The organism is Agromyces sp. C10 (assembly GCF_023217995.1).
Taxonomy (GTDB): Bacteria; Actinomycetota; Actinomycetes; order Actinomycetales; family Microbacteriaceae; genus Agromyces; species Agromyces indicus.
Genome location: NZ_JALPSX010000007.1, coordinates 155,230 through 178,297, shown reverse-complemented (window position 1 = coordinate 178,297; position 23,068 = coordinate 155,230). Strand labels below are relative to the sequence as shown.

The window sequence follows — 23,068 nt, the reverse complement described above, 5'->3', positions numbered from 1 at the left end:
CGAAGCAGTGGCCTCCCGCCTCTGGCCCATCCCGGCCGCGGCCCTCCTGGTCGGCGTCGCGCTCGGCGTCCTGCTGCCGGAACTCGACCGCGCCGTCGACGAGGAGCTGCCGTCCGCGATCGCGGCCTGGGTCTTCAGCGGCGGCGTCGACGCCGCCCGCGCCGTCCTCACGACCATCAGCGGGTCGCTGATCACTGCGACCTCGCTCACGTTCTCCCTCACCGTGGTCGCGCTGCAGCTCGCGAGCAGCCAGGCCTCGCCCCGGCTGCTGCGACTGTTCGCCTCCGACCCGATGGTCCACTGGACGCTCGCGGCCTTCCTCGGCACCTTCGCCTACGCGCTGGTGGTGCTGCGCACCGTCTCCGACGCGGGCGGGAACCTCGCCGTGCCGCGGATCTCCGTCACGTTCGCCGTGCTGCTCACGGTCGTGAGCATGCTCGTGCTGATCCTGTTCCTCGGCCATCTCGCGCGGATCCTCCGGGTCGACACCATGCTCAAGGACGTGCACTCGGAGGCGTCGCGCACCGTGGAGCTCCTCGCGGAGGACCGGCCGGAGGGCACCGAGACGATCCCGACCGCACCGGCGGATCGCCCGGAGCATCGGGTCGTCGCCAACCGGTCCGGCTTCGTCACGTCGATCGACCGGGCCCGCCTCGTCGACCTCGCCGAACAGCACGACGTCGTCATCCGCGAGCGGCTGGCCGTCGGCTCGAGCATCGTGGCGGGCACGCCGATGGCCTCGTGGTGGACGGCCGAGGACGCATCGGCGATCCCCGATCGGGCGGGGGCCGATCCGGTCGGCGATGGCATCAGGAACGCGGTCTCGATCTCGTACGAGCGCACGCCCCGCCAGGACATCGGGTACGGGGTACGCCAGCTGGCGGACATCGCGACGAAAGCCCTGTCGCCCGGCGTCAACGACCCGACGACGGCCGTCCACGCCCTCAGCCACCTGGCCGCGGTGCTGGCCGACCTGGCCGAGCTTCCCCCGGAACCGCCGTCCCTCGTGGACGCGGCCGGACGCGCCCGGCTGGTGCCGTGTCGCACCGACTTCGCAGCCCTCCTCGAGACCGCGTTGCAACAGCCGCGACGATACGGCGCCGGCGATCCCGACGTCGTGTCCCGGCTCTACGGGCTCATCGCAGACGTCGCGTGGCGCACTCGCGATGCGGAACGACGTGCAGCGCTGCGAGAGCAGCTCGACCGCCTCTCCGCCTCCGTTGCGCGCCAGGACTACGACGAGGTCGAACGGCGTCGATTCGCCCAGCTCGAGGCCGACGCGCGACGTGTGCTCGACGCGGCTGACGAGCCGACACGGCCCTGACGCTCGGCGCCGGCACGCGAGCACCCGGCACGGCTGCCGGTTCCCGGTGGGCTTCGGGCCCGCGCGTGCCGGTCGCGGGCGCGCTCGTGCTCGTGCTGCTCGCGTTCGGGAGCGGCGTCGTCGCCGGTCAGGCCATGACGTGGTTCGGCGTCGCGACCGCCGCGTCGGACGACGACGGCATGCCCGGCTGGCGCGACGGCGGCCCCGGCCACGACGACCGCGGACCGGGACTGCCCGGCCCGCGCCACGACGGCGACGGCCCCCGCGGGGACGGACGCGGCATCGACGCCGACTGAGTCGCGCCCGCCCTCAGCGGTACTCGGGATTCGGGTGATCGGGCGCGGGTACGTAGCCGAAGTGCTCGCCCTCGTCCCACTCCGATCGCACGTTGCCGATCGCGGGGATGCCGCCGGCGTCCTTCAGCAGCTTCGCCACGTGCATGAGGTTGTACGTCATGAACGTCGTGTTGCGGTTGGTGAAGTCGTTCTCGGGGCCGCCGGAACCCTCGTCGAGGTAGCTCGGGCCCGGCCCCGCCTCGCCGATCCACCCCGCGTCGGCGGCGGGCGGGATCGTGAAGCCGATGTGCTGCAGGCTGTAGAGGATGTCCATGGCGCAGTGCTTGATGCCGTCCTCGTTGCCGGTGATGATCGCGCCGCCGACCTTGCCGTAGAAGACGTACTGCCCCTTCGCGTTCTGCTCACCGCTCATCGCGTAGAGCCGCTCGATGAGTCGCTTCGTCACCGACGAGTTGTCACCGAGCCAGATGGGGCCGCCGATCACGAGGATGTCGGCATCCTCGACCTTCGGCCAGATCTCATCCGGCCACGCGTCGTACTGCCAGCCGTACTCGCGCATGTCGGGGTAGACGCCCGTCGCCACGTCGTGGTCGACGAAGCGGATCGACTCGACCGAGACGCCGTGCTCGCGCATGAGCCGGATACTCGAATCCATGAGGCCCTGCGTGTTGCTCGTCTCGGGCGAGCGCTTGAGGGTGCAGTTGACGAAGAGCGCGGTCAGATCGCTGAAGTCCGGTTCGGCTGCCATGGGCCGACGCTACTCCGGCGAGGGGCGGATGCCGCGGGTTGTCAGCGAACGCACACCTCGCGCACCGCCCGCATGCGGCATCCGTTCTCGTCGGTCAGTAGCGCAGCACGCTGTGGACGTCGTACCGGCCGCCGAGCATGCCGCGCCCCGCGAGCGCCTCGAGCTCGATCGCGACCGAGACGCCGGCGACGGTCCAGCCGGCGCGCTCCACGAGGCGGGCCGCCGCGCCGACGGTGCCGCCGGTCGCGAGCACGTCGTCGACGATGAGCACGCGCGACCCCGGCGGGAGCTCGCCCTCGTGCACTTCGAGCGCGGCGGTGCCGTACTCGAGGTCGTACTCCTCGCGGAGCACCGCGCGCGGGAGCTTGCCGGCCTTCCGCACCGGGAGGACGCCCGCACCGCAGAGCGCCGACGCGGCGCCCGCGAGCAGGAACCCGCGAGCCTCGACGCCCGCGAGGACGTCGAACCGGCCCGCGAACGGCACGGTCAGCGCCTCCGCGAGCGCATGGAACGCGGGGCCGTCGGCGAAGACCGGCGTCAGGTCGCGGAAGAGCACGCCGGGCTCGGGGAAGTCGGGGATCGTCGCGAGCTTCGACTCGACGAGCTCGCGCACCTGGGCATCGTCCACCGGCCCACCCTAGCCCCGCCGGGTCGCGGGCGCGGGTTCCCGAGGAGCAGCGCGGCCGCCGTCAACCCGGTTCCGCCGCCTCGGCCGCCCCGGTACGTTCGCTGGATGACGGATCGCCACCTGCCCCGCGCCGCCGCCGCGATCGCCATCGCCGCGGCCCTGGCGCTGTCGGGCTGCTCGGCGCCGTCGTACCAGCCCGAGACCGCCGCAGAACTGCGGGGCGACGTGCACGCCATCGCGGCGTCGAGCGCCGCCGGCGACTGGGGGGCCGCCGTCGCCGGACTCGACGAGATGGCCGACCGGCTCGAGCGCGCGCACTCCAACGGGAGACTCGACGACGACCGGTTCCAGGCCATCGCCGCCGCGATGACCCTCGTGCGCAAGGACCTCGAGGTGGCGATCCTCGCCGCCCAGAGCGAGGCCGAGCGGCAGGAGCTGCTCGACGCGCAGGCGACGCTCGAAGAACGACTGCGTGAGCTCGCCGAGCAGCAGCAGTCCTCGGGCGGAGGCGACGACGGGAGCAGCGGAGGCGGCGGAGGCGGCGGTTCCGACTCGGGCGACTCGGGCGGCTCCGGCGGCTCCGGCGGGCCCGGCCCGAAGGACTCCAACCCCGGCAAGGGCAAGGGGAACGACAAGGGCAACGGCAAGGGACCCAAGGGCGGCAGAGGCTGAGGCGACCCCCGGAATCGCGCGACGGAGCCCGCCGCGGCATCCGCTCAGCCCTTCGTTCGATGCGATTCGCAGGTCGACTTGCCAAGATGGACCGGTGAGCTCCCCCGACTCCCCCATCCTGCCCGCGCCCGCAACCACCACGACCGTCACCTCGGTCGCCCCCGGCCTCACCCCGAAGCGGCTGTTCCGGCTGCTGGCCTTCGCCGAGGCGATCACGTGGACGATGCTCATCACGGGCCTCATCATGCGGGCGACGCTCGGACTCGACTGGGCGGTGCTCGTCGGCGGGTCCATCCACGGGTTCGTCTTCCTCGCGTACGCGTTCGCGGCCGTGCTCGTCGGCGTGAACCAGCGCTGGCCGCTCGGCCTCATGGCGCTCGGCGTCGTGTCGGCGATCGTGCCCTACGCGACGATCCCGTTCGAGCGGTGGGCGCTGCGCCACGACCGGCTCGAGGGCGGATGGCGCCGCGAGGCGACCGACCACCCCGCCGACGGCAACGTGATCAACCGGATGCTGCGGTGGTTCCTCGCGCGGCCGCTGCTGCTCACGGTCCTGTCGGTGCTCGGCATCGCCGCGGTCTTCACGATCCTCCTCATCATCGGCCCGCCCGGCGGCCGCGACTGATCTGTCACCCTCCTTTCTCAGGAGCCGCTCGCCGATCCCGCACGTTTCTCAGGACGACACGCCGCGCCACGACCCGACCCGCCGGAGAACTCCTGAAAAGGGTCGGAAGAATCGTGCGGGGGCGTGTGACGTCCCGCCAGGACGACGAAGGGCGGGGCGGATGCCGCGGCATCCGCCCCGCCCTCGTGCGTCGGGTCAGGCGACCCGAGTCACTCGACCGTCACCCGGTCGACCGACACCTGGCCCGAGCCGCCGAACGTGAGGCGGTACCCCTGCACGTCGGTCAGCGTGAGGCCGTCGTTCGGCGCACCCGCGGGCTGCTTCTTCTCGCGCTTGAACGCGTCGAACGGAACGGTCACCTGCTGCCAGCCCGTGCCGCGCACGGTGACGTCGGCGGTGAACCGCTCGGCGGTGTCCGGCGCCTGGTAGACGCGGACGTAGTCGACCGTGAGCGACTGCGGGAACTCGAGGTCGTCGCCGAGCGCGCCACCGAAGTTGCCGCCGATCGCGACGTTGGTCAGCAGCGAGAACGGGTGGTCGAAGACCCACTCGTTCGGCGCGACATCCGCCGGGTCGGCCTGGTGGTAGACGATGCCGTCGACCGACCAGACGATCTCCTCGGGCGTCCACTCGACGGCGAACTCGTGCCAGTCGCCGGGCACGGGCGCGCCGAAGTCGTAGATCCCGCCGTACGACTGCCCGCCCGAGTAGCCGGGGCCGTGGATGGTGCCGAAGATCTCGTTCGGCAGGCGACCGACGAACTCCATGACGTCGATCTCACCGGTCTGCGGCCAGCCGACCTCGCGGAAGTCGGTGCCGAGCGACCACACGGCCGGCCAGATGCCGCTGCCCTCGGGCACCTTGACCCGGGACTCGATGCGCCCGTACTGGAACTCCTGCTTCTGCTCGGTGATCAGGCGCGCCGACGTGTACTCGCACGGGCCGTACCAGCACTCGAGGTCGGTCGTCGCGGGGTCGATCTCGCGGGCGGTGATGACGAGGTTGCCGTTGCCGTCGAGCGCCGCGTTGTCGGTGCTGTCGGTGTAGTACTGCAGCTCGTCGTTGCCCCAGCCCCAGCCGCCGGTCTCGTACGTCCAGTTCTCGGGGTTCGCCGGTGCGCCGGCGGGGCCGTCGAACTCGTCGCTCCACGCGAGCTCCCAGGTGTCGGGGCCGCCGTCGGGTGCCGGGTCGTCCTTCAGGCCGACCGTGACCTTCGTCTGCTTGCCGGTGCCGTTCACCCAGAAGCTCAGACCCTCGGCATCCGACCAGTCCTGCCCGCCCGCGAAGTCGCGGCTGAGCGTCGCCGGACCCTTGTGGGCGAAGTCGGCGACGTACTCGTAGGCGTCCTGGCCGGGGTAGCCGGCGCCGGAGCCCGCCTCGATCTCACGCGTGGTGAGCACGGACTTGCCGGTCGTGTCGAACAGCCACGGCGTGGTCTCGAAGTCGTCGACGAGCGTCGGGTCGATCTCATCGTCGTCCTGGATGCTCACGGTGGCGGTGCGCACGAACCCGAACTCGGCCCCGACCGGGTCGGAGAGGCGCACGACGAACGTCTCGTCGACCTCGTGCTTGCCGTCCTGCAAGGTGGGCAGCTCGATCGCGACCTGCCGCTCGCCCGCGGGGATCGTCACGGTGCCGCTGCCGGGCGTGAAGTCCCGGTCGGCGGTGGCCGAGAGGTCCTCCGTCGCGGTGCGCGCCTCGATCGCGAGCGACTCCCAGCTCACCGTCACGTCCTCGTCCGCGACGCGGTTCAGGCGGATGACGCCCGTCGCGGTGTCGCCCTCGGTGACCTCGTACCCGGCGCGGTCGAACCCGACCGAGAGCGCGGGCGGCTCGGCCTCGCCGTAGAGCAGCACGTCGTCGAACCGGAAGGTCTGCGGCGTGGAGGTGCGGAGCGACCCGAACGCGTAGCCGTGCATCTCGGTCAGCGTCAGTCCGTCGTTCGGGGCGTTGTTGCCGATGTTCTTGCGCGAGAAGTCCGCGAAGTCGAACGTGAGGAACTTCCATCCCCGCCAGTCGTCCTTGAACGACACGACGAAGCGCTCGGCGTCGTCGACGGTCGAGCCCGGGTTGCGGTTGTCGAGCAGGTCGAGGAACAGGTCGGTGCCCGAACCGTTGCCGTACATCCAGAAGCCGATGCCCTCGTAGGTCGACCAGTCCTGCGTCGTCCACGCGTCGGCGGCCTCGTTCGTGAAGTTGCGCACGACGACGCCGAAGCTCGTCACGCGGTAGTCGGCCTGCAGCACGTGGTTGCCGGCGGGGGCGCCGGGGACCGGCGCGGGCGCGGCATCCGTTCGCTCGAACGCGACCGAGCTGTTGGGGTCCTCGGCGTTGAACCAGCCGACCGGGACGCCGCCCGCGTCGCCGCGTACGAGCGGCGCCTCGTGGTCGTCGACGACGAGCGTGCGGCCGCTCGGCGGGCCGACGACCTCGCCGTCGTCGTCGATGATCGTCACGGTCATGCTCGACGGCGAGCCGACGGTGGCGCCGGCGGCGTCCGCGAGCGTGAGCACGAGTGTCTCGTTCGCCTCCTCGACGTCGTCGGCGACCGTCTCGAGGTCGACGGTTCGGCTCGTCTGGCCCGCGGCGAACTCGATCGTGGTGCTCGGGTCGACGTAGTCGTCGCCCGCTGCCGCCGTGCCATCCGTCGCCTCGAGTGCGACCGTCACCGGCGTCTCGAGCGCGCGGTCGAGCCGCACCTCGATCGATCCGGTGTCGCCCTCGATGAGGCTCGCGGTCGAGTTCGCGAACGAGACGGCCGGCGGCACCTCGATGCCCGAGTAGACGGCGATGTCGTCGATGCGCACGGTGTTGGCGCCGTTGACCGCCGGGAGCGCGTAGCCCCACACGGCGACCTTGCCGAACCCGTCGTTCGGGGCGCCGTCGGGCTGGAAGTCGGTCGCGCGCTGGAAGGCCGACCAGGGCAGCGTCACCTGACGCCATCCGGCGACGTCGTCGACGATCGTGGTGTCGAAGCGCTCGGACACGTCGGGGTTCGCGCCGCCGTCGAAGAGCTCGAACTGCAGTGCGGTGCCGTTGCCGGAGCCGTTCATCCAGAAGGTGACGCCGTCGTAGGCGCTCACGTCGCGGGTCGCGGTGAACGTCTCGCCGACGCCGCCGAAGCTGCCGCCGGCGGTGACGTCCCATCCGTAGGAGAGGACCGTGGTCGGCCCCTCCTGGCCGGGCTTCGCGTCGGCCGTACCGGCGGCGACGTCGACCACGCCGAAGCCGGCGGAGCCATAGCTGAAGAAGCCCGAGGGCGCGCCGCCCTCGAAGTCGGTGATCACGGTCGTGGTTCCCTCGGCCGCCGCCGCGGTCGCGGTCGCGCCGAGGGGAACCAACAGCGCCGCGGCGACGACGGCGGCGCCGCCTCCGCGTGAGAGCGCTCTCATTCTTGCCTGCATGTCTGCTCCGTCACAGTACGGCGGCCCCCGTTGGCCGCACCCGGACATGATGACACGTGTCACCTGCGATCTCAACGGCGGGGTGGACGCGCGTCCGGCTGGCCGGGGGCGGCGGCGGACGCGAATCGTCGCCTCAAGCGCGGCGAAGCGACGATTCGCGCCCGAGGCGCGCTCGAGCCCGGCGCACCCGGGCGAGAATGGGGCGCATGCCCATTCTGAACAAGGACATGCAGGTCTGCATCTCCCTCTCCGGCCGCCCGTCGAACCTCGGAACCCGGTTCCACAACTTCCTCTACGACGAGCTCGGGCTGAACTTCATCTACAAGGCCTTCACGACCGACGACCCCGAGGGCGCGATCCGCGGCATGCGCGCGCTCGGCTTCCGCGGATGCTCCGTGTCGATGCCGTTCAAGGAGGACGTGATCCCGCTCGTCGATGAACTCGAGCCGTCGGCCGCGGCGATCGAGTCGGTCAACACGATCGTGAACGACGGCGGCCGGCTCACGGCATCCAACACCGACTACGAGGCCGTCGCGCAGCTCATCGCCGAGCACCGGCTCGACCCGGCCTCGCGCGTCGTCGTGCGCGGCTCGGGCGGCATGGCGAAGGCGGTCGTGGCGGCATTCCGCGGCGCCGGATTCGACGATCTGACGGTGCTCGCGCGCAACCCCGAGGCGGGCCCGGCGCTCGCTGCGAAGTACGGCTACGACTGGGCGGCCGAGGACCCCGAGGCATCCTTCGACGTGATCGTCAACGTCACTCCCCTCGGCATGCAGGGCGCGGATGCCGCGGCGCTCGCGTTCGACGAGCGGTTCATCGAGCGCGCCTCGACGGTGTTCGACGTGGTCGCCTTCCCCGCCGAGACCCCGCTCATCCGGGCCGCGCGCGCCGCCGGCACGCCCGTCATCACCGGAGCCGAGGTCATCGCGCTGCAGGCCGCGCGCCAGTTCGAGCGCTACACGGGCGTCGCGCTGACCCGCGACCAGGTCGAGCGCGCCGCCGCCTTCTCCCGCGCCGAGTAGCGCGCCGCCCCGCGCACCCGCGCCCGGCGCCCCGGGCCCGACGCCCCGCGCCCCGCGCCATCCGCCGCTCCGATCCCGTTTTCAGGAGCGGGGCGCGGGAACCGGGCGTTTCTCAGGACGACGCGCCGCTGCGACACGCGACACGCCGCAGAACTCCTGAGAAGGGGAGGCAGCACCTCGCGACTGCTCAGGTGAGCACGGCCGGTAGACTGGCGGGGTCCGGCATCCGCCCCGCGGCATCCGCTCGCCGCCACCCTCTGGAGCTCGCCACCCGTGACCATCGAGACCTCGTCCACGCCTGCCAGCCAGTACCCGCAGCCGGACGCCCCCGGCGCGGCCGACGCCGAGATCATCGAGGCGCCCCGCACCGCGCAGCTCGACACCGTCGAGGTCGCCATCGCGACGCCCGAGAAGGAGCAGCCGTACGCGGCGCTCGGCGTGAAGCCCGACGAGTACGAGCGCATCCGCAACATCCTCGGCCGGCGCCCCACGAGCGCCGAGCTCGCCATGTACTCGGTGATGTGGAGCGAGCACGCGTCGTACAAGTCGAGCAAGGTGCACCTGCGCCAGTTCGGCAAGAAGGTCACGCCCGAGATGAAGCAGCACCTCATGGTGGGCATCGGCGAGAACGCGGGCGTGCTCGACATCGGCGAGGGCTGGGCGGTGACGTTCAAGATCGAGTCGCACAACCACCCGTCGTTCATCGAGCCGTTCCAGGGCGCCGCGACCGGCGTCGGCGGCATCGTCCGCGACATCATCTCGATGGGCGCGCGCCCCGTCGCGGTCATGGACGCGCTGCGGTTCGGCGCCATCGACGACCCCGACACCGCGCGCGTCGTGCACGGCGTCGTCGCGGGCATCAGCTTCTACGGCAACTGCCTCGGCCTGCCGAACATCGGCGGCGAGACGTGGTTCGACCCGGTGTACCAGAAGAACCCGCTCGTGAACGCGCTCGCCGTGGGCGTGCTCCGGCACGAGGACCTGCACCTCGCGAATGCGAAGGGCGTGGGCAACAAGGTCGTGCTGTTCGGTGCGCGCACGGGCGGCGACGGCATCGGCGGCACCTCGATCCTGGCATCGGACACCTTCGCCGAGGGCGGCCCGACGAAGCGCCCCGCGGTGCAGGTCGGCGACCCGTTCGCCGAGAAGGTGCTCATCGAGTGCTGCCTCGAACTGTTCGCGGGCGACCTCGTCGAGGGCATCCAGGACCTCGGCGCCGCCGGCATCTCGTGCGCGACGAGCGAGCTCGCGGCGAACGGCGACGGCGGCATGTCGATCGTGCTCGACGACGTGCTGCTGCGCGACCCCTCGCTCACGCCGGAAGAGATCCTGATGTCCGAGAGCCAGGAGCGCATGATGGCCATCGTGCGCCCCGAGAAGCTCGACGGCTTCATGGAGGTCGTGAAGAAGTGGGACGTCGAGACGAGCGTGCTCGGCGAGGTCACCGACTCCGGTCGACTCTCGATCACCTGGCGTGGCGAGGAGATCGTGAACGTCGACCCGCGCACCGTCGCGGTCGACGGGCCCGTGTACGAGCGGCCCATGCGGTACCCGTCGTACCTCGACGCCCTCCAGGCCGACTCCGCCGCCGACCTGCCCCGCCCGCAGACCGGCGACGAGCTCCGGGCGCAGTTCCTGCAGCTCGTCGGCTCGCCGAACCAGGCGGATGCCGCGTGGATCACGAAGCAGTACGACCACTACGTCCTCGGCAACACCGCGCTCGCGGCGCCGGATGACGCGGGCATGATCCGCGTCGACGAGGAGTCGGGGCTCGGCGTGGCCGTGGCGACCGACGCGAACGGCCGCTACTGCCAGCTCGACCCGCGCCGCGGCGCGCAGCTCGCGCTCGCGGAGGCGTACCGCAACGTCGCCGTGACGGGTGCGACGCCGATGGGCATCTCCGACTGCCTCAACTTCGGCTCCCCCGAGAACCCCGAGGTCATGTGGCAGTTCGCGCAGGCCGTCGAGGGACTCGCCGACGGATGCCTCGAGCTGGGAATCCCGGTCACGGGCGGCAACGTCAGCTTCTACAACCAGACCGGCGACGTGCCGATCCACCCGACGCCGGTCGTCGCGGTGCTCGGCGTGATCGACGACGTCGCGCGCCGCGTCCCGTCGGGTTGGCAGGACGACGGGCACAACATCTACCTGCTCGGCGAGACGTACGCCGAGCTCGACGGCTCCGCGTGGGCGGGCGTCGTGCACGACCACCTCGGCGGCATCCCGCCCATGGTCGACCTGGGTCGCGAGAAGCAGCTGGGCGACCTGCTCGCGGCGGCCGCACTCGAGGGCCTCATCGATTCGGCGCACGACCTGTCCGACGGGGGCCTCGCGGTCGCGCTGGCCGAGGCCGTCTCGCGGTTCGGTGTCGGCGCCCGGGTGGTCCTCAACGAGGTCGTCGAGGATGCCGGCATCGACCTGGCGACGGCGCTGTTCTCCGAGTCGGCGTCGCGCGTCATCGTGACCGTCCCGCGTGAGGACGACGTGCGCTTCCGCGGCCTGTGCGAGGGTCGGGGCGTGCCCGTGCGTCGCATCGGCGTGACGGATGCCGCGTCGGGCTCGCTCGAGGTGCAGGACGCCTTCACGGTCTCGATCGACGAGCTCCGCACGGTCAACCGGGCGCCGCTGGCGGACGCCTTCGGTCCGGTCGTCGGCTACTAGATCCCGACGACCGGATCACGCCGGCCGCGGCGTCCTCGCGAGAGGGCCGCGGCCGGCGTCGTCGTTCATGGCCGGTCCCGCGCCAACCGCCACAGCTCGACCCAGTCCTCGGTCGTGAGCCGGGTCGGCGGCGTGCTCGGATCGATGCCGCGTTCGCGGAGCATCCGGCGCGCAAGGCCGTGCGCGATGGGGCGGCCGGTGCGGCCCAGCACCTGGACGAGTCCCCGCCCGGGTCCCTGGAAGACGTCGCCCACCCACGCGCGGTACGCCCGTCGCTCGCGCGTTGGGACGAGCGGCTCGGCCCGCCGGTCGATGCGGAACACGCCGCCGTCGACCGACGGCACCGGCCGGAACGCGCGCGCAGGAACCCGGCGGTCGAGCGTGAAGCGGTACCACGGCGCCGATTGCACGGTGAGCATGCTCGCTCCGCCGACGCCGCAACGACGGCGGGCGACCTCCCACTGGGTGAGCAGGACGGCGCTGCCCCACCAGTCCGCGTCGAGCACGCGCCGCAGGATCGCGGTGGTGAGGTGGAAGGGCACGTTGCCGACGATGACGTGCGGCTCGCGCGGCAGCGGCCAGCGCAGCACGTCGGCGTGCACGACGTCCGCGGCGCCGCCCAGTTCGCGGCGCAGCGCCGCGGCACGGTGCGGGTCGAGCTCGACCGCGGTGAGCGGGCGGCCGAGACGCGCGAGTTCGCGCGTGAGCGCGCCGCCGCCCGCGCCGAGTTCGACGATGGGACCGCGCGTGGCCGCGGCGAGCGAGGTCATCCGCTCGATGACGGCGCGGTCGACGAGGAAGTTCTGCCCGAGCTCGTGTCGGCCGCCCGCCGGCGACGAGGTCGGGCGCGCAGGCGATGCCCGCTTCGGGTGCGGGGACCGGTTGGGCATCGGTCGGTGGGGTCGTGATGGTCGCATGGAGTGCTCCGCTGGCTGGTGATCGTCAGCCGGGTACGGCGAAACCGCACCGCGGCCCTGGATTCGGGCCGAGGCGGAGGAGCGGTCAGGTGGTCCGGTCGCTCCGCCTCAGGCGGTGCGGGGCCGGATGATCATCTGGAAGGCCATGCATGACACGGTCGTCGAGAGTAGCAGAACCGCTGTTCGGCGGCACCCGGTAGGGTCGCCGCATGAGTCGGACGGACCTCGCGAGCCTGTTGATCCACGCCGATCGCGAGGCTGTGTTCGCCGCCCTCGTGGATCCCGACGCGCTCCTCGCCTGGCTGCCGCCGGTGCCCGGCGAACTGATCGAGCAGCTCGTCGACTTCGAGTCCGACGACCCGGCGTTCGGCGGCACGATGCGGATGACGTGGAGCCTCCGCAGCACGCCCGGGGGCACGCTCGTCGAGTTCGCGGCGCGCGACGTGCCCGACGGGGTCCGAGCTCGCGACCACGCCGAAGGGCTCACGTCCTCCCTCGTGAACCTCGCGGCCCACTTCGAACCGGGGGCGGCGGCGCACGCGCCGGAGCCCGATCCGGGCGACGAACCGCAGTCCTATCCCGCCGAGTACGCCGCCGCGCACGGGTCGTTCGCGCTCATCCCAGCCGCGTACGTCTTCCTCGTCGACGGCGACCGGGTGCTGCTGCAGCAGCGCGAGGGCACCGGGTACTACGACGGCTGGTGGGCGGCCTCCGCCGCAGGCCACGTCGATCCGGGCGAGTCGGTGCTCGCGGGCGCCGTCCGGGAGACCCTCGAAGAACTCGGCGTCGAGGTCGACGAGGGCGACCTCGAGCCGGTCACGGCGATGCACCGCACGGCACCGACCGGGTTGCCCGTCGACCAGCGGCTCGACGTGTTCTTCGTCACCCGCTCATGGCGCGGCATCCCGTCGCTGCAGGAGGCCGACAAGGCGAGCGCGCTCGAGTGGTTCGCGCTCGACGCCCTGCCCGAGCGGCTCGTGCACCACGAGCGGTACGCCCTCGAGGGCTGGCGCGACGGCGGCCTGCCCGCCGTGACGGCGTTCGGCTTCTGAGCGCTCCCCCGGTCAGGCTCCCTGCGTGGGCCCGACGAGCAGTTCGACCCGCTCGGCGAGGTACGGCTCGAGCGGCATGAGCGCCCCGGCCGTCGAGGGGTTCCACCGCACGGCCACCACGGCGCCCTCGGGTCCGTCGATGAGCGCGAGCGGACCCGATCCGGCCGTGAGCGCCGCTTCGTCGAGTTCGAGCGGCGCGGCGTCGAAGACCACGGTCGCGCCCTCGGGGATGCCGCCCTTCACCGCCGCGGCGCGGTAGGCGCGGTGCTCGGCGACGGACTCCGCGATGACGCTCTTCCGCACAGGTCGCTCGGCGCGGATCACCCGGCCGGTCGCGTACAGGCGCCCGTCGGCGTCGAGCAGCAGCACGCCGAGGCGCCACACGGGGCCGATGGGCGACATGCGCGGGGCGCGCGGCACGCCGAGCACGCGTCGCGCCGGCACGTACTCGGCCAGCGTCTCGGTGCGGGCGGATGCCGCGGCGAGCTCGCGCACGGCCCGGTCGACGGCCTCGCGCGCCCGCGCGACGGCCGCGGAGGCATCCGCAGTGTCCATGCCGACGAGCCTACGCACGCATCGCACGCGCGATGGGGACCGCCCCATCAGGTCGTGAAGCTGCGACCCCTCGGGTCCGCGGCATCGCCATCCGCTCGCCCCGTCCCCGATGACGAGTGTCCAACGGATGCCGCCTCATCCGGTTCGTACCCGCATCCGTTGGACACTCGGCGCCGGCGAGCACGAGGCGAACCGCCGAGCACGAGGCGAACCGCCGAGCACGAGGCGAACCGCCGCGCGAGCGGGGTCAGCGGGTGCGTTCGATCAGGGCGAGGAGCGCGAGCCCGTAGGCCTCGGCGGGATCGGGGTGCTCGAAGCGGCGGGTCGCGCCGTCGAGCTCGATCTCCACCTCGAACGCGTCGGGCAGGCGCCGCAGCCCGCGGAACGTGGCGCGGAGCAGCTCGCGCAGCTGGTCCTCTCGCGGGAGCCACACCGCGTCGGCGATCGCGACGGAGTCGAGCGCCCACTCGGTGGTGCCGTTGAAGCCGAGGATGGTCCCGGTCGGGTAGCGGTGGGTCTCGATCGTCATGTCCGAGACCGTGAACGTGTCGGCTTCGACGTCGGCCTCCACGTGGCTCGGCAGGTCGAGCTGGAATCGGTCGCCCGACTCCGGATGCCAGACCAGGCCGGCGTCGCGCAGCTGGAGGGCGAGTTCGCGGCTGATCATCGCGGCGGCTCCGCCGGGCCGCCGCGCGGCCGGATGCGTGCGGGGCCGGCCGCGGCGCCGAAGCCGATCAGGAGGATGCCCGCGAAGACGAACCCCCACCGGGTGGTCGCGAACGCGACGAGCACCAGCACGATGCCCGCGACGACGAGCACGCGCGCGATCCGGAGCCGCGTGCGCGGCGACGACCACCAGCGCCCGACCAGGTTCCGGATCATCGGCCGACCGCCTCGACGTCGAACGCCGCGCCGACGGCCTCTTCCGCGAACGCCCACACGGCGGCGCCGATACCCGGGTCGCGCGACGTCCGGGTCGGGGTGCCGAGCGACGGAGGGCCCTTCACCTCGTACCGCGGCCCCCAGAACTGCCCGCCCTCGACGTCGTCGGCGGCGGCCGCGTGCACGATCACGTCGGCGCCGCTATGCTTGCCCTGCGCGAACGGGGACTGCAGCGCGTCGGCGAACCGCTCGACGCGCGTCGGCTCGTTCACGCCGGGCACGCGCGGGGTGCGACCCGAGATGGAGTAGCCGGGGTGGGCGATGAGGCTGTGCACGCGCGGCGTGACGGATGCGGCGCCGACCGACTCCGCGGCATCCGTCGCTGCACGGCGCAGCCGCCGGTCGAGCTCGAACGCGAGCGCGGACGCCGCGATCTTCGACTGCGCGTACGCGCGCCACGCGTCGTACGACCGGCGCAGCTGGAGATCGTCGGTGCGGAAGGTCGACAGTCGCGTGGAGAGCGATCCGATCGTGATGACGCGGGCGGCCGGCGCGAGGTGCGGCAGCGTGCCCGCGAGCAGCGCGAAGTGACCGAGCACGTTCGTGGCGAGCACGAGTTCGTGACCGTCGACGCTCTCGTGGCGGGTGGCGGGCGTGTGCACCATGCCCGCGTTCAGCACGACGGTGTCGAGCGGCGCCCGGTCGAGCAGACGGTCGACGCCGGCACGCACCGAGTCGAGCGAGGCGACGTCGATGACGAGGGTCTCGACGGATGCCGCGGGGATGCGCCCGCGGATCGCCGCGACGGCCGCGGCCAACCGGTCGGGGTCGCGTCCGGAGAGGACCACGTGCGCCCCGGCCTTCGCGAGCCGGGCGGACGTGAAGAACCCGAGGCCCGCGTTCGCGCCGGTGACGAGCACCGAACGGCCCGCCTGCGACGGGACGGACGTCGGGTACCAGGTCACAGTTCGTCCGACCCGCCGGTGCCCGCGAGCTCCTCGTGGTGCTGGATGACCTCGGCGACGACGAAGTTGAACCACTTCTCCGCGAACGCGGGGTCGAGGTGGGCATCTTCAGCGAGCGCCCGCAGCCGTGCGATCTGGCGCTTCTCGCGGTCGGGGTCGCTCGGGGGGAGTCCGTGGCGGGCCTTCAGGCGGCCGACCTGCTGGGTGAACTTGAACCGCTCGGCGAGCAGGTGGATGAGGGCCGCGTCGATGTTGTCGATGCTCGAGCGGATGCCGAGCAGCTCGCTCATCGCCGCGTCGCGTTCGTCGATGGCGCCGCCGACCCCGGGCACGGCGGGGGCGGGGTCGGCGGCGCGGTCGGAGGTCTCGGCGGTCATGCTTCGACCCTACGGCGTGTCAGGGCCGGACGCCTCCGGCGCTGGACCGGAATGCCCGCAGCCGGAGGCTGTTGGCGACCACGAACACGCTCGAGAACGCCATCGCCGCCCCGGCGAGCATCGGGTTCAGCAGGCCGAGCGCCGCGAGCGGGATGGCCGCGACGTTGTAGGCGAACGCCCAGAACAGGTTGCCCTTGATGACGCGGAGCGTCCGCCGTGCGAGCCGGATGGCGTCGACCGCGGCCAGCAGGTCGCCCCGGACGAGCGTGAGGTCGGCCGCCTCGATGGCGACGTCGCTGCCCGTGCCCATCGCGATCCCCAGGTCGGCCTGCGCGAGCGCGGCGGCATCGTTCACGCCGTCGCCGACCATCGCGACCGTGCGCCCCTCGTCCTGCAGGCGGGCGACCACGGCGACCTTGTCGGCGGGCAGCACCTCGGCGATCACCCGCTCGATGCCGACCTCGGCGGCGACGCGTCGCGCCACCGTCTCGTTGTCGCCCGTGAGCAGGATCGGCTCGAGTCCGAGGCCGCGCAGCTTCGCGACCGCGTCGGCACTCGTCGGCTTGATCGCGTCGGCGACGGTGAGCGCGCCGCGCACGGCGCCGTCCCACGCGACGACGACGGCGGTGCGCCCCTCGGCCTCCGCGGCGGCGACGGATGCCGCGACGCGGGCGTCGGGCTCGATCGACCACTCGGCGAGCAGCGCGGGTCGACCGACGAGCACGAGGTGCCCGTCGACCACGCCGTGCACGCCGAGGCCCGGGCGGTTCTCGAAGGACTCGGGCGCGGGCAGGGCGCCGACGCGGGCCGCGGCAGCGTCGGCGACCGCCTTCGCGACGGGGTGCTCGGAGGCGTGCTCGAGCGCGCCCGCGAGGCGCAGCAGCTCGGCCTCGTCGACGCCCTCGGCGGGGTGGACCCCGGCGAGCGACATCCGCCCGCTGGTCACTGTGCCGGTCTTGTCGAGCACGATCGTGTCGACGCGGCGCGTGGACTCGAGCACCTCGGGGCCCGTGATGAGCACGCCGAGCTGGGCTCCGCGGCCCGTGCCGGCGAGCAGCGCGGTGGGCGTCGCGAGCCCCAGCGCGCAGGGGCAGGCGATGATGAGCACCGCGACCGCGGCGGTGAACGCGGCGGCCGGCGGGAATCCGCCCCCGAGCCACGCGCCCAGGGTTCCGGCGGCGATGAGGATCACGACGGGCACGAAGACCCCCGAGATGCGGTCGGCGAGCCGCTGCACCTCGGCCTTGCCGGCCTGCGCGTCCTCGACGAGCCGCGCCATCTGCGCGAGCTGCGTGTCGGCGCCGACGCGGGTCGCGCGGACGACCAGCCGGCCGCCGGCGTTGACGGTGGCGCCGACGACGGCGTCGCCGACCTCGACCTCGACCGGGACCGACTCGCCCGTGACGAGCGAGGCGTCGACCGCGCTGCGGCCGGAGACGACGGTGCCGTCGGTCGCGATCTTCTCGCCCGGGCGCACGACGAACTCGTCGCCGACCGCGAGCTCGTCGACCGGGATGCGGACCTCGGTCCCGTCGCGGAGGACCGCGACCTCCTTCGCCCCCAGCTCGAGGAGCGCGCGCAGGGCGGCGCCCGCGGCGCGCTTGGACCGCTTCTCGAGGTAGCGGCCGAGGAGGACGAACATCGTGACGCCCGCCGCGACCTCGAGGTACAGGTTCGACGCGCCGTCGCTCGGCGCGACGGTCAGCTCGAACGCGTGCACCATGCCGGGCTCGCCGGCGGTGCCGAGGAACAGCGCGTACAGCGACCAGGCGAACGCCGCGCTCACGCCGAGCGAGATGAGCGTGTCCATGGTCGCGGCGCCATGGCGCAGGTTCACGAACGCCGCCCGGTGGAACGGCCAGGCCGCCCACGTGACGACGGGCGCGGCGAGCGCGAGGGTGGCCCACTGCCAGGAGGTGAACTGCAGCGCCGGGATCATCGAGATGAGGATCACCGGCACCGCGAGCACGACCGAGGCGATGAGGCGCGTCCGGAGCGAGCGCAGCTCGACGTCCGCACGCGTCTCGCCGGTGGCGTCGGATGGCGCGCCGCCGGCTTCGCCCGGAGCGGGGGCTGGCGGCGCGGGCGGGACGGCCCGGTAGCCGGCGGCCTCGACCGCGGCGATGAGCTCGGTCTCGCCCACGCCGGCCGGAGCCGACACGCGGGCCTTCTCGGTCGCGTAGTTGACGGTCGCGGTGACGCCGTCGAGCTTGTTCAGCTTCTTCTCGATGCGCATGGCGCACGAGGCGCAGGTCATGCCGCCGATCTCGAGCTCGATCACGCGGTCGCCGGATGCGGTGACGTCGGTCATCGGCCCGCCTCCCCGTGGGCGTCGTCGTGGGCGCCGTCGTGCGTGGCCCCGCCGGCGGCATCCGTCGACCCCGCACCGGCGGTGAGCACCAACGGGACGGAGTGCACGGCACCGTCGAGCTGCACGTCGAGGTAGAGCAGGTAGCGGCCCGCCGTCGGTGCGGTCGCCATGAACGAGATCTCGGGACCGGCCTCGGTGACGCCGTCGCCCGGTTCGCCCATGGGGTGCACGTGCAGGTAGGCCAGGTCGCCCTGGCGGAGCGCGACGAGGTGTCCGTATGCGCCGAGGTACGGCTCGAGCGTCGTGACGGGCTCGCCGTCGCGGGTGACGGTGAAGACGAGTTCGCGCTCGGCTCCGGCGACCAGCTCGCCCTCGACCTCGACGGTGATGCCGTCGACCGTCGCACCGGTCGCGTCGCTCGTGCGCGGCTCGGGCGCGAACCCGCCCGCGACCTCGACCGTGGTCGTGAGGGTCACCGTCTCACCGTGCCCGGCCGGAACGAAGTCGGCGAAGACGCGGTAGGTGCCGGCCGCATCGAAGGCGAACGGCAGGCTCCATTCGCCGCGATCGTCGATGACGGGGTGCACGTGGCGGAAGTGCGCGCCGTCGGTGCGCACCACGATGAGATGCAGGTCGCGCTCGTGCGAAGTCTCGTAGTCGGTGAGCGGGGCGCCCGCGGCATCCGTGATGCCGAAGGCGAGCTCGCCCTGCTCGCCCGGTGAGGCCGGAGCGCGGAGGCCGGTGAGGGTGTAGCCGGCGTGCGAGACGGCGAGTCCGCGCACGTCGTCGGCGGATGCCGCGGCGCCCGTGTGCTCGTCGCCGTGGCCCGGTTCTGCGGTGGTCATGTGGTCATCCTCGTTCGAGGTCCATGCGGCCGACGCATCGGCCGGGATGACGAGAGGGGCGGCGACGAACGCGGCGGTGAAGACCGCCGCCGCGCCCGCCGCGAACAGCCCCAGCCTGGCTGCCGTGTGCATCGTCGTCAGACGCGCACGGCGGAGTAGCCGGCCTCCTCGACCGCGGCGATCACGCCGGCGTCGTCGAGGTCGGACGGCGCGGTGATCGAGAGCGTGCCGGATGCGGCGGACACCTGGATGTCCGTCACGCCGGTGAGTTGCTCGACCTCTTCGCGTACCGAGAGCTCGCAGTGGCCGCACGTCATGCCGGTCACCTGGTACTCGCGCTGCGTCATCTCGTTCTCCTCGTGGTCGGACCGGGTTCGATAGTACCCGGATGGGGTATGCAACTCCTGAACCGTATACCCCTCCGGGGTATTCCGCAACCGGTGACCCGGCAATGTCGGCCCGCCTGTCGGCACGGCGAACGGCGCGGCATCCGCTCCCCCGAACGGATGCCGCGCCGTGGTCGCCGCCGCGGACTCCCCTACCGGGGCGTGGCGCGTCGGATCACGAGGAACCCCGCACCGGCCCAGGCCAGCGCCGTCAGGAGCAGGAGCGAGAAGACCCCGACCACGCCGATCGAACCCAGCCAGTCGCCGAGCGGCTCCCACGACCCGGTGAACGTCAGCAGGGCGATGACGCCGAGGATCAGGGCCATCGCACCGGCGGCCAGCGTGAGCATCCCCTTCATGCGCCACCGCATGAAGACGGTGGTCACCCCGGCTCCGATGAACAGCACCAGCAACTGCAGGGCGAAGGTCGAGTAGAACGCGGTCGCCCAGTCGGCACCCACGTACCAGAGCGCATCGAACATCCCCGCGCCGATGCCCCAGCCTCCGGTCGCACGCTCGATCAGCAGCAGCGTCGCGATCGCGAGCGCGTACAGCACCGAGGCGAGGACGAACATCAGGCCCGTGCCGAGCCAGTAGTCGCGGCGCGTGGCACCGAAGCCGAGTGCGAAGGGGAACGTGTACGACACGGCCTGGACGCCCACCACGATGAGATACCACTGCGGCGAGAGCACCGCCCAGCTGTACCGGAAGCCCGTGTTCTCCATCGGGACCCCGGATCCCAGCAGGATCAGCGCGATCACCATCGTGATCGCCCACGCACCGCCGAGCACCATCGCCGGCACGCCGAAGAAGATCGACGGGTTGACCGCGTGCAGGCGCACGATGCGCCAGACCTCGTTCGGTCGGAGGCGCGACGCCGCCTCGGTCGTGGCGGCCCGCACGGGGCCGGTTGCGGTGGCGGTCATGCCGCGACCTCCTTCTCGGGCGCGCCGGCGAGCTCCGTGCCGGTCAGGTGGACGATGAGCTGCTGGAGCGACACCGGCGCGAGCTCGAGGCCGAGCTCCGCCGCGCGCAGGCGGTCGGCGCGGTCGAGCCGGCCGTCGATCGTCGCGGACGCGAGGCCGCCGATCGCCTCGCGACCGATGACCGGGCGATCGGCGACGAAACGCTCGACCGCAGTGCTCGGACCCGCGACCGTCGTCGCCGAACCGCGCACCTCGTCGGCGTCGCGGTCGAGCAGGATCCGCCCTCGGTCGATGAGGATGACGTGCTCGAGCAGGTTCGCGACCTCGTCGATCAGGTGCGTCGAGAGCACGATGGTGCGCGGGTGCTCGGCGTAGTCCTCGAGCAGCCGGTCGTAGAAGATCTGCCGCGCCACCGCGTCGAGTCCCAGGTAGGGCTCGTCGAAGAACGTCAGCGGTGCGCGACTCGCGAGGCCGACGATCACGCCGACGGCCGAGAGCTGGCCGCGGGAGAGCTTCTTGATGCGCCGCTTGAGCGGGAGCCGGAAGTCGGCGACGAGCCGCTCGGCGAACGCGGCGTCCCAGTGCTCGAAGAACCAGGGAGCGGACCTCAGCACGTGCGCCGGGGTGAAGTCCTCGGGGTAGCGCTGCGCCTCGGCGATGAAGCACAGCCGGCGCAGCACCTCGGCGTGCTCGGCCGGCGCGCGGCCGAAGACCTCGAGCTCGCCGCTGTTCGGGAAGATCTGGCCCGTGAGCAGTTGCATGATCGTCGTCTTGCCCGCGCCGTTGCGGCCGAGCAGGCCGTAGATGCGGCCCTCTTCGAGCGTGAGGTCGATGCCGTCGATGGCGGTGAAGGACCCGTAGCGCTTCATGAGCCCGCGGGCTCGGGCGACGGTGGTGGTCATGACAGGATCCTTTCCTCGCGGAGCATTCCCGCGAGCTCGTCGATGCCGATGCCGAGCTTCGCGGCCTCGGTGATGAGCGGTCTGAGGTAGTCGGCGGCGAACTCGTCCCGCCGTCGTTCGATGAGCCGGGCGCGTGCGCCGGGGACGACGAACATGCCGACGCCGCGCCGCTTGGCGACGATGCCCTGCTCGACGAGCCGGTTCACGCCCTTGAGCGCGGTGGCCGGATTGATGCGGTGGAACGCGGCGAGCTCGTTGATCGACGGGATCGCGGCGTCCTCCGCGACGGCGCCGTCGATGATGTCGTTCTCGATCTGCTCCGCGATCTGCACGAAGATCGGCCGTGAATCGTCCACTCGTGCTCCGGTCCGGTTGCTTGGTTAGTTACTTCAGTAGTTAACCAACCATGCACACCGGGCGCTGTCAAGCGCGAGCGCGCCGCGGCATCCGCACCCGCCCCTGCGCGAGGAGGATGCCGGTCATCACCACGAGTGCGCCCACCGGCTCGTTCCAGGTGAGCGGCTCGCTGAGGATCAGCACGCCGAGCACCACGCCGACCACCGGAGTGACGTACGTGACCGTGGAGGCGTTGGTCGGGCCCCAGCCGCGGATCACGGCGATGTTCCACACGTACGCCAGGCCCGTGCCCGCGATGCCGAGCACCGCGAGGCACACCACCACGGCGACATCCAGCCGCACCGGACCCAGGGCGAGCAGGGGCGTGAGGAGCAGCATGACGGCACCCGCCATGCCCACCTGCAGGAACGCGAACGTCGTCGCCGCGATCGGCCGGCCGCTCAGGAACCGGCGCGTGTACCCGAACATCACGCCGTAGCAGGCGGTCGCGCCGAGGATCGCGAGCTGGCCCGCGAGGTCGCCGCCGAACGCCGCCTGCCACGGTCCGATGATGACGACCACCCCGACGATGCCGACGACCACCCCGAGCCACCGCGACGCGTCGAGCCGCTCGACGCGGAACGCGAGCGTCGCGATGAGGGCGGTCATGATCGGCGTGGTGGCGTTGAGGATGGACGCGAGGCTCGAGGTCACGGTCTGCTGCGCCCACGAGAACAGCAGGAACGGCACGACGCACCCGGCGACGCCGATCACGAGGAAGTGCAGCCACACCACCGGTTCGCGCGGCAGCACCGGCCCGCCGGCCACGCGCGGGCGTGCGACCAGCACGACGACGCCGAGCGTCAGCGCGCCGAGCACGATCCGCGCCCACGCCACCTGGGTGAACGAGAGTCCCGTGAGCGCGACCGCGATGAACAGGAAGCTCGCGCCCCAGACGAGGCCCGCCGCGAGGAACTGCACCCAGGTGCGCACCCCGCCGCCGGGTCGGCGGTCGACGGATGCCGCGGGGCCGGCCTGCGAACGGACGGACGTGGAAGTCGGGGTGGGCGTGCTCACGGGCTCACGGTACGTCCGCCCCGTGCCGCTCCACGAGGGGATCCGGACGCGATGTCCGGAACCCGCCGAACGTTGGCAGCCTCGATCACCGTCGCCACGGTCGCCGTCGCCGCCGATGCGGGCGGGTGCCAGCGTCCCGCGGCACGTCCGGGCGCAG

General features: G+C 72.4%; 23 protein-coding genes. 7 read left to right on the top strand and 16 right to left on the bottom strand.

The window, feature by feature from the left end:
• Positions 1-7 precede the first annotated feature (7 nt).
• Positions 8-1,324: a DUF2254 domain-containing protein gene (locus tag M1L56_RS09985; RefSeq protein ID WP_248599110.1), complete on the top strand. Its 1,317-nt coding sequence runs from the start codon at positions 8-10 to the stop codon at positions 1,322-1,324.
• Positions 1,325-1,389: 65 nt separating this feature from the next.
• Positions 1,390-1,620: a hypothetical protein gene (locus tag M1L56_RS09980; protein WP_248599109.1), complete on the top strand. Its 231-nt coding sequence runs from the start codon at positions 1,390-1,392 to the stop codon at positions 1,618-1,620.
• Between the two features lie 13 nt (positions 1,621-1,633).
• Here the strand turns inward: M1L56_RS09980 and M1L56_RS09975 are convergent, their stop codons facing one another.
• Positions 1,634-2,368 carry a flavodoxin family protein gene (locus M1L56_RS09975; protein ID WP_282573464.1) on the bottom strand — a complete coding sequence of 245 codons (735 nt, stop codon included), beginning with the start codon at positions 2,366-2,368 and terminating at the stop codon, positions 1,634-1,636.
• A gap of 94 nt (positions 2,369-2,462) precedes the next feature.
• On the bottom strand, positions 2,463-2,996 hold the full coding sequence (locus tag M1L56_RS09970) for an adenine phosphoribosyltransferase (RefSeq protein ID WP_248599108.1): 534 nt from the start codon (positions 2,994-2,996) through the stop codon (positions 2,463-2,465).
• Positions 2,997-3,101: 105 nt separating this feature from the next.
• Between M1L56_RS09970 and M1L56_RS09965 the strand changes: the two genes are divergently transcribed.
• Together M1L56_RS09965 and M1L56_RS09960 are read left to right on the top strand one after the other, a co-directional pair.
• Positions 3,102-3,668: a hypothetical protein gene (locus M1L56_RS09965; protein ID WP_248599107.1), complete on the top strand. Its 567-nt coding sequence runs from the start codon at positions 3,102-3,104 to the stop codon at positions 3,666-3,668.
• Between the two features lie 94 nt (positions 3,669-3,762).
• Complete coding sequence (locus M1L56_RS09960) at positions 3,763-4,293, top strand: DUF3817 domain-containing protein (protein ID WP_308198846.1); 531 nt, start codon at positions 3,763-3,765, stop codon at positions 4,291-4,293.
• A 209-nt stretch (positions 4,294-4,502) separates the two neighbouring features.
• Here the strand turns inward: M1L56_RS09960 and M1L56_RS09955 are convergent, their stop codons facing one another.
• Complete coding sequence (locus M1L56_RS09955; protein ID WP_248599106.1) at positions 4,503-7,685, bottom strand: carbohydrate binding domain-containing protein; 3,183 nt, start codon at positions 7,683-7,685, stop codon at positions 4,503-4,505.
• 218 nt (positions 7,686-7,903) lie between these two features.
• Between M1L56_RS09955 and M1L56_RS09950 the strand changes: the two genes are divergently transcribed.
• Complete coding sequence (locus tag M1L56_RS09950; RefSeq protein WP_248599105.1) at positions 7,904-8,719, top strand: shikimate 5-dehydrogenase; 816 nt, start codon at positions 7,904-7,906, stop codon at positions 8,717-8,719.
• A 348-nt stretch (positions 8,720-9,067) separates the two neighbouring features.
• Entirely contained in the window at positions 9,068-11,380 is a 2,313-nt protein-coding gene (gene purL, locus M1L56_RS09945; protein WP_248599145.1) for a phosphoribosylformylglycinamidine synthase subunit PurL, read from the top strand.
• 65 nt (positions 11,381-11,445) lie between these two features.
• On the opposite strand, the gene erm is transcribed toward purL, so the two are convergent.
• Positions 11,446-12,270: a 23S ribosomal RNA methyltransferase Erm gene (gene erm / locus M1L56_RS09940; protein ID WP_248599104.1), complete on the bottom strand. Its 825-nt coding sequence runs from the start codon at positions 12,268-12,270 to the stop codon at positions 11,446-11,448.
• A gap of 236 nt (positions 12,271-12,506) precedes the next feature.
• Here erm and M1L56_RS09935 point away from each other — a divergent pair, with 236 nt between their 5' ends.
• A complete protein-coding gene (locus M1L56_RS09935) occupies positions 12,507-13,349 on the top strand; it encodes an NUDIX domain-containing protein (RefSeq protein ID WP_248599103.1) in 843 nt (280 codons plus the stop codon).
• 12 nt (positions 13,350-13,361) lie between these two features.
• Here the strand turns inward: M1L56_RS09935 and M1L56_RS09930 are convergent, their stop codons facing one another.
• The 12 genes from M1L56_RS09930 to M1L56_RS09875 all read right to left on the bottom strand — a co-directional run bounded on the left by M1L56_RS09930 (position 13,362) and on the right by M1L56_RS09875 (position 22,911).
• The gene (locus M1L56_RS09930; RefSeq protein ID WP_248599102.1) at positions 13,362-13,904 is read right to left on the bottom strand and encodes a hypothetical protein; all 543 of its coding nucleotides are present in this window, start codon (positions 13,902-13,904) and stop codon (positions 13,362-13,364) included.
• A 247-nt stretch (positions 13,905-14,151) separates the two neighbouring features.
• Complete coding sequence (locus tag M1L56_RS09925) at positions 14,152-14,571, bottom strand: pilus assembly protein CpaE (RefSeq protein ID WP_248599101.1); 420 nt, start codon at positions 14,569-14,571, stop codon at positions 14,152-14,154.
• Positions 14,568-14,786 (bottom strand): hypothetical protein, encoded by a 219-nt coding sequence (locus M1L56_RS09920; protein WP_067948331.1) that lies wholly within the window; start codon positions 14,784-14,786, stop codon positions 14,568-14,570. The genes M1L56_RS09925 and M1L56_RS09920 overlap by 4 nt, the downstream gene beginning before the upstream one ends.
• The gene (locus M1L56_RS09915; RefSeq protein ID WP_248599100.1) at positions 14,783-15,751 is read right to left on the bottom strand and encodes an SDR family NAD(P)-dependent oxidoreductase; all 969 of its coding nucleotides are present in this window, start codon (positions 15,749-15,751) and stop codon (positions 14,783-14,785) included. The genes M1L56_RS09920 and M1L56_RS09915 overlap by 4 nt, the downstream gene beginning before the upstream one ends.
• Positions 15,748-16,041, bottom strand: coding sequence for a chorismate mutase (locus M1L56_RS09910; protein ID WP_067948483.1), 294 nt, complete (start codon positions 16,039-16,041; stop codon positions 15,748-15,750). Before M1L56_RS09910 ends, M1L56_RS09915 begins: the two co-directional genes overlap by 4 nt.
• A gap of 106 nt (positions 16,042-16,147) precedes the next feature.
• Positions 16,148-18,439, bottom strand: coding sequence for a cation-translocating P-type ATPase (locus tag M1L56_RS09905; protein ID WP_248599099.1), 2,292 nt, complete (start codon positions 18,437-18,439; stop codon positions 16,148-16,150).
• On the bottom strand, positions 18,436-19,284 hold the full coding sequence (locus tag M1L56_RS09900) for a hypothetical protein (protein WP_248599098.1): 849 nt from the start codon (positions 19,282-19,284) through the stop codon (positions 18,436-18,438). Before M1L56_RS09900 ends, M1L56_RS09905 begins: the two co-directional genes overlap by 4 nt.
• A 137-nt stretch (positions 19,285-19,421) precedes the next feature.
• Complete coding sequence (locus M1L56_RS09895) at positions 19,422-19,631, bottom strand: heavy-metal-associated domain-containing protein (RefSeq protein ID WP_067948338.1); 210 nt, start codon at positions 19,629-19,631, stop codon at positions 19,422-19,424.
• Between the two features lie 191 nt (positions 19,632-19,822).
• Complete coding sequence (locus M1L56_RS09890) at positions 19,823-20,596, bottom strand: hypothetical protein (RefSeq protein WP_248599097.1); 774 nt, start codon at positions 20,594-20,596, stop codon at positions 19,823-19,825.
• A complete protein-coding gene (locus M1L56_RS09885; protein WP_248599096.1) occupies positions 20,593-21,498 on the bottom strand; it encodes an ABC transporter ATP-binding protein in 906 nt (301 codons plus the stop codon). The genes M1L56_RS09890 and M1L56_RS09885 overlap by 4 nt, the downstream gene beginning before the upstream one ends.
• Positions 21,495-21,854, bottom strand: coding sequence for a GntR family transcriptional regulator (locus M1L56_RS09880; RefSeq protein ID WP_067948344.1), 360 nt, complete (start codon positions 21,852-21,854; stop codon positions 21,495-21,497). The genes M1L56_RS09885 and M1L56_RS09880 overlap by 4 nt, the downstream gene beginning before the upstream one ends.
• 67 nt (positions 21,855-21,921) lie before the next feature.
• Entirely contained in the window at positions 21,922-22,911 is a 990-nt protein-coding gene (locus M1L56_RS09875; protein WP_308198845.1) for a DMT family transporter, read from the bottom strand.
• Between the last annotated feature and the right edge of the window lie 157 nt (positions 22,912-23,068).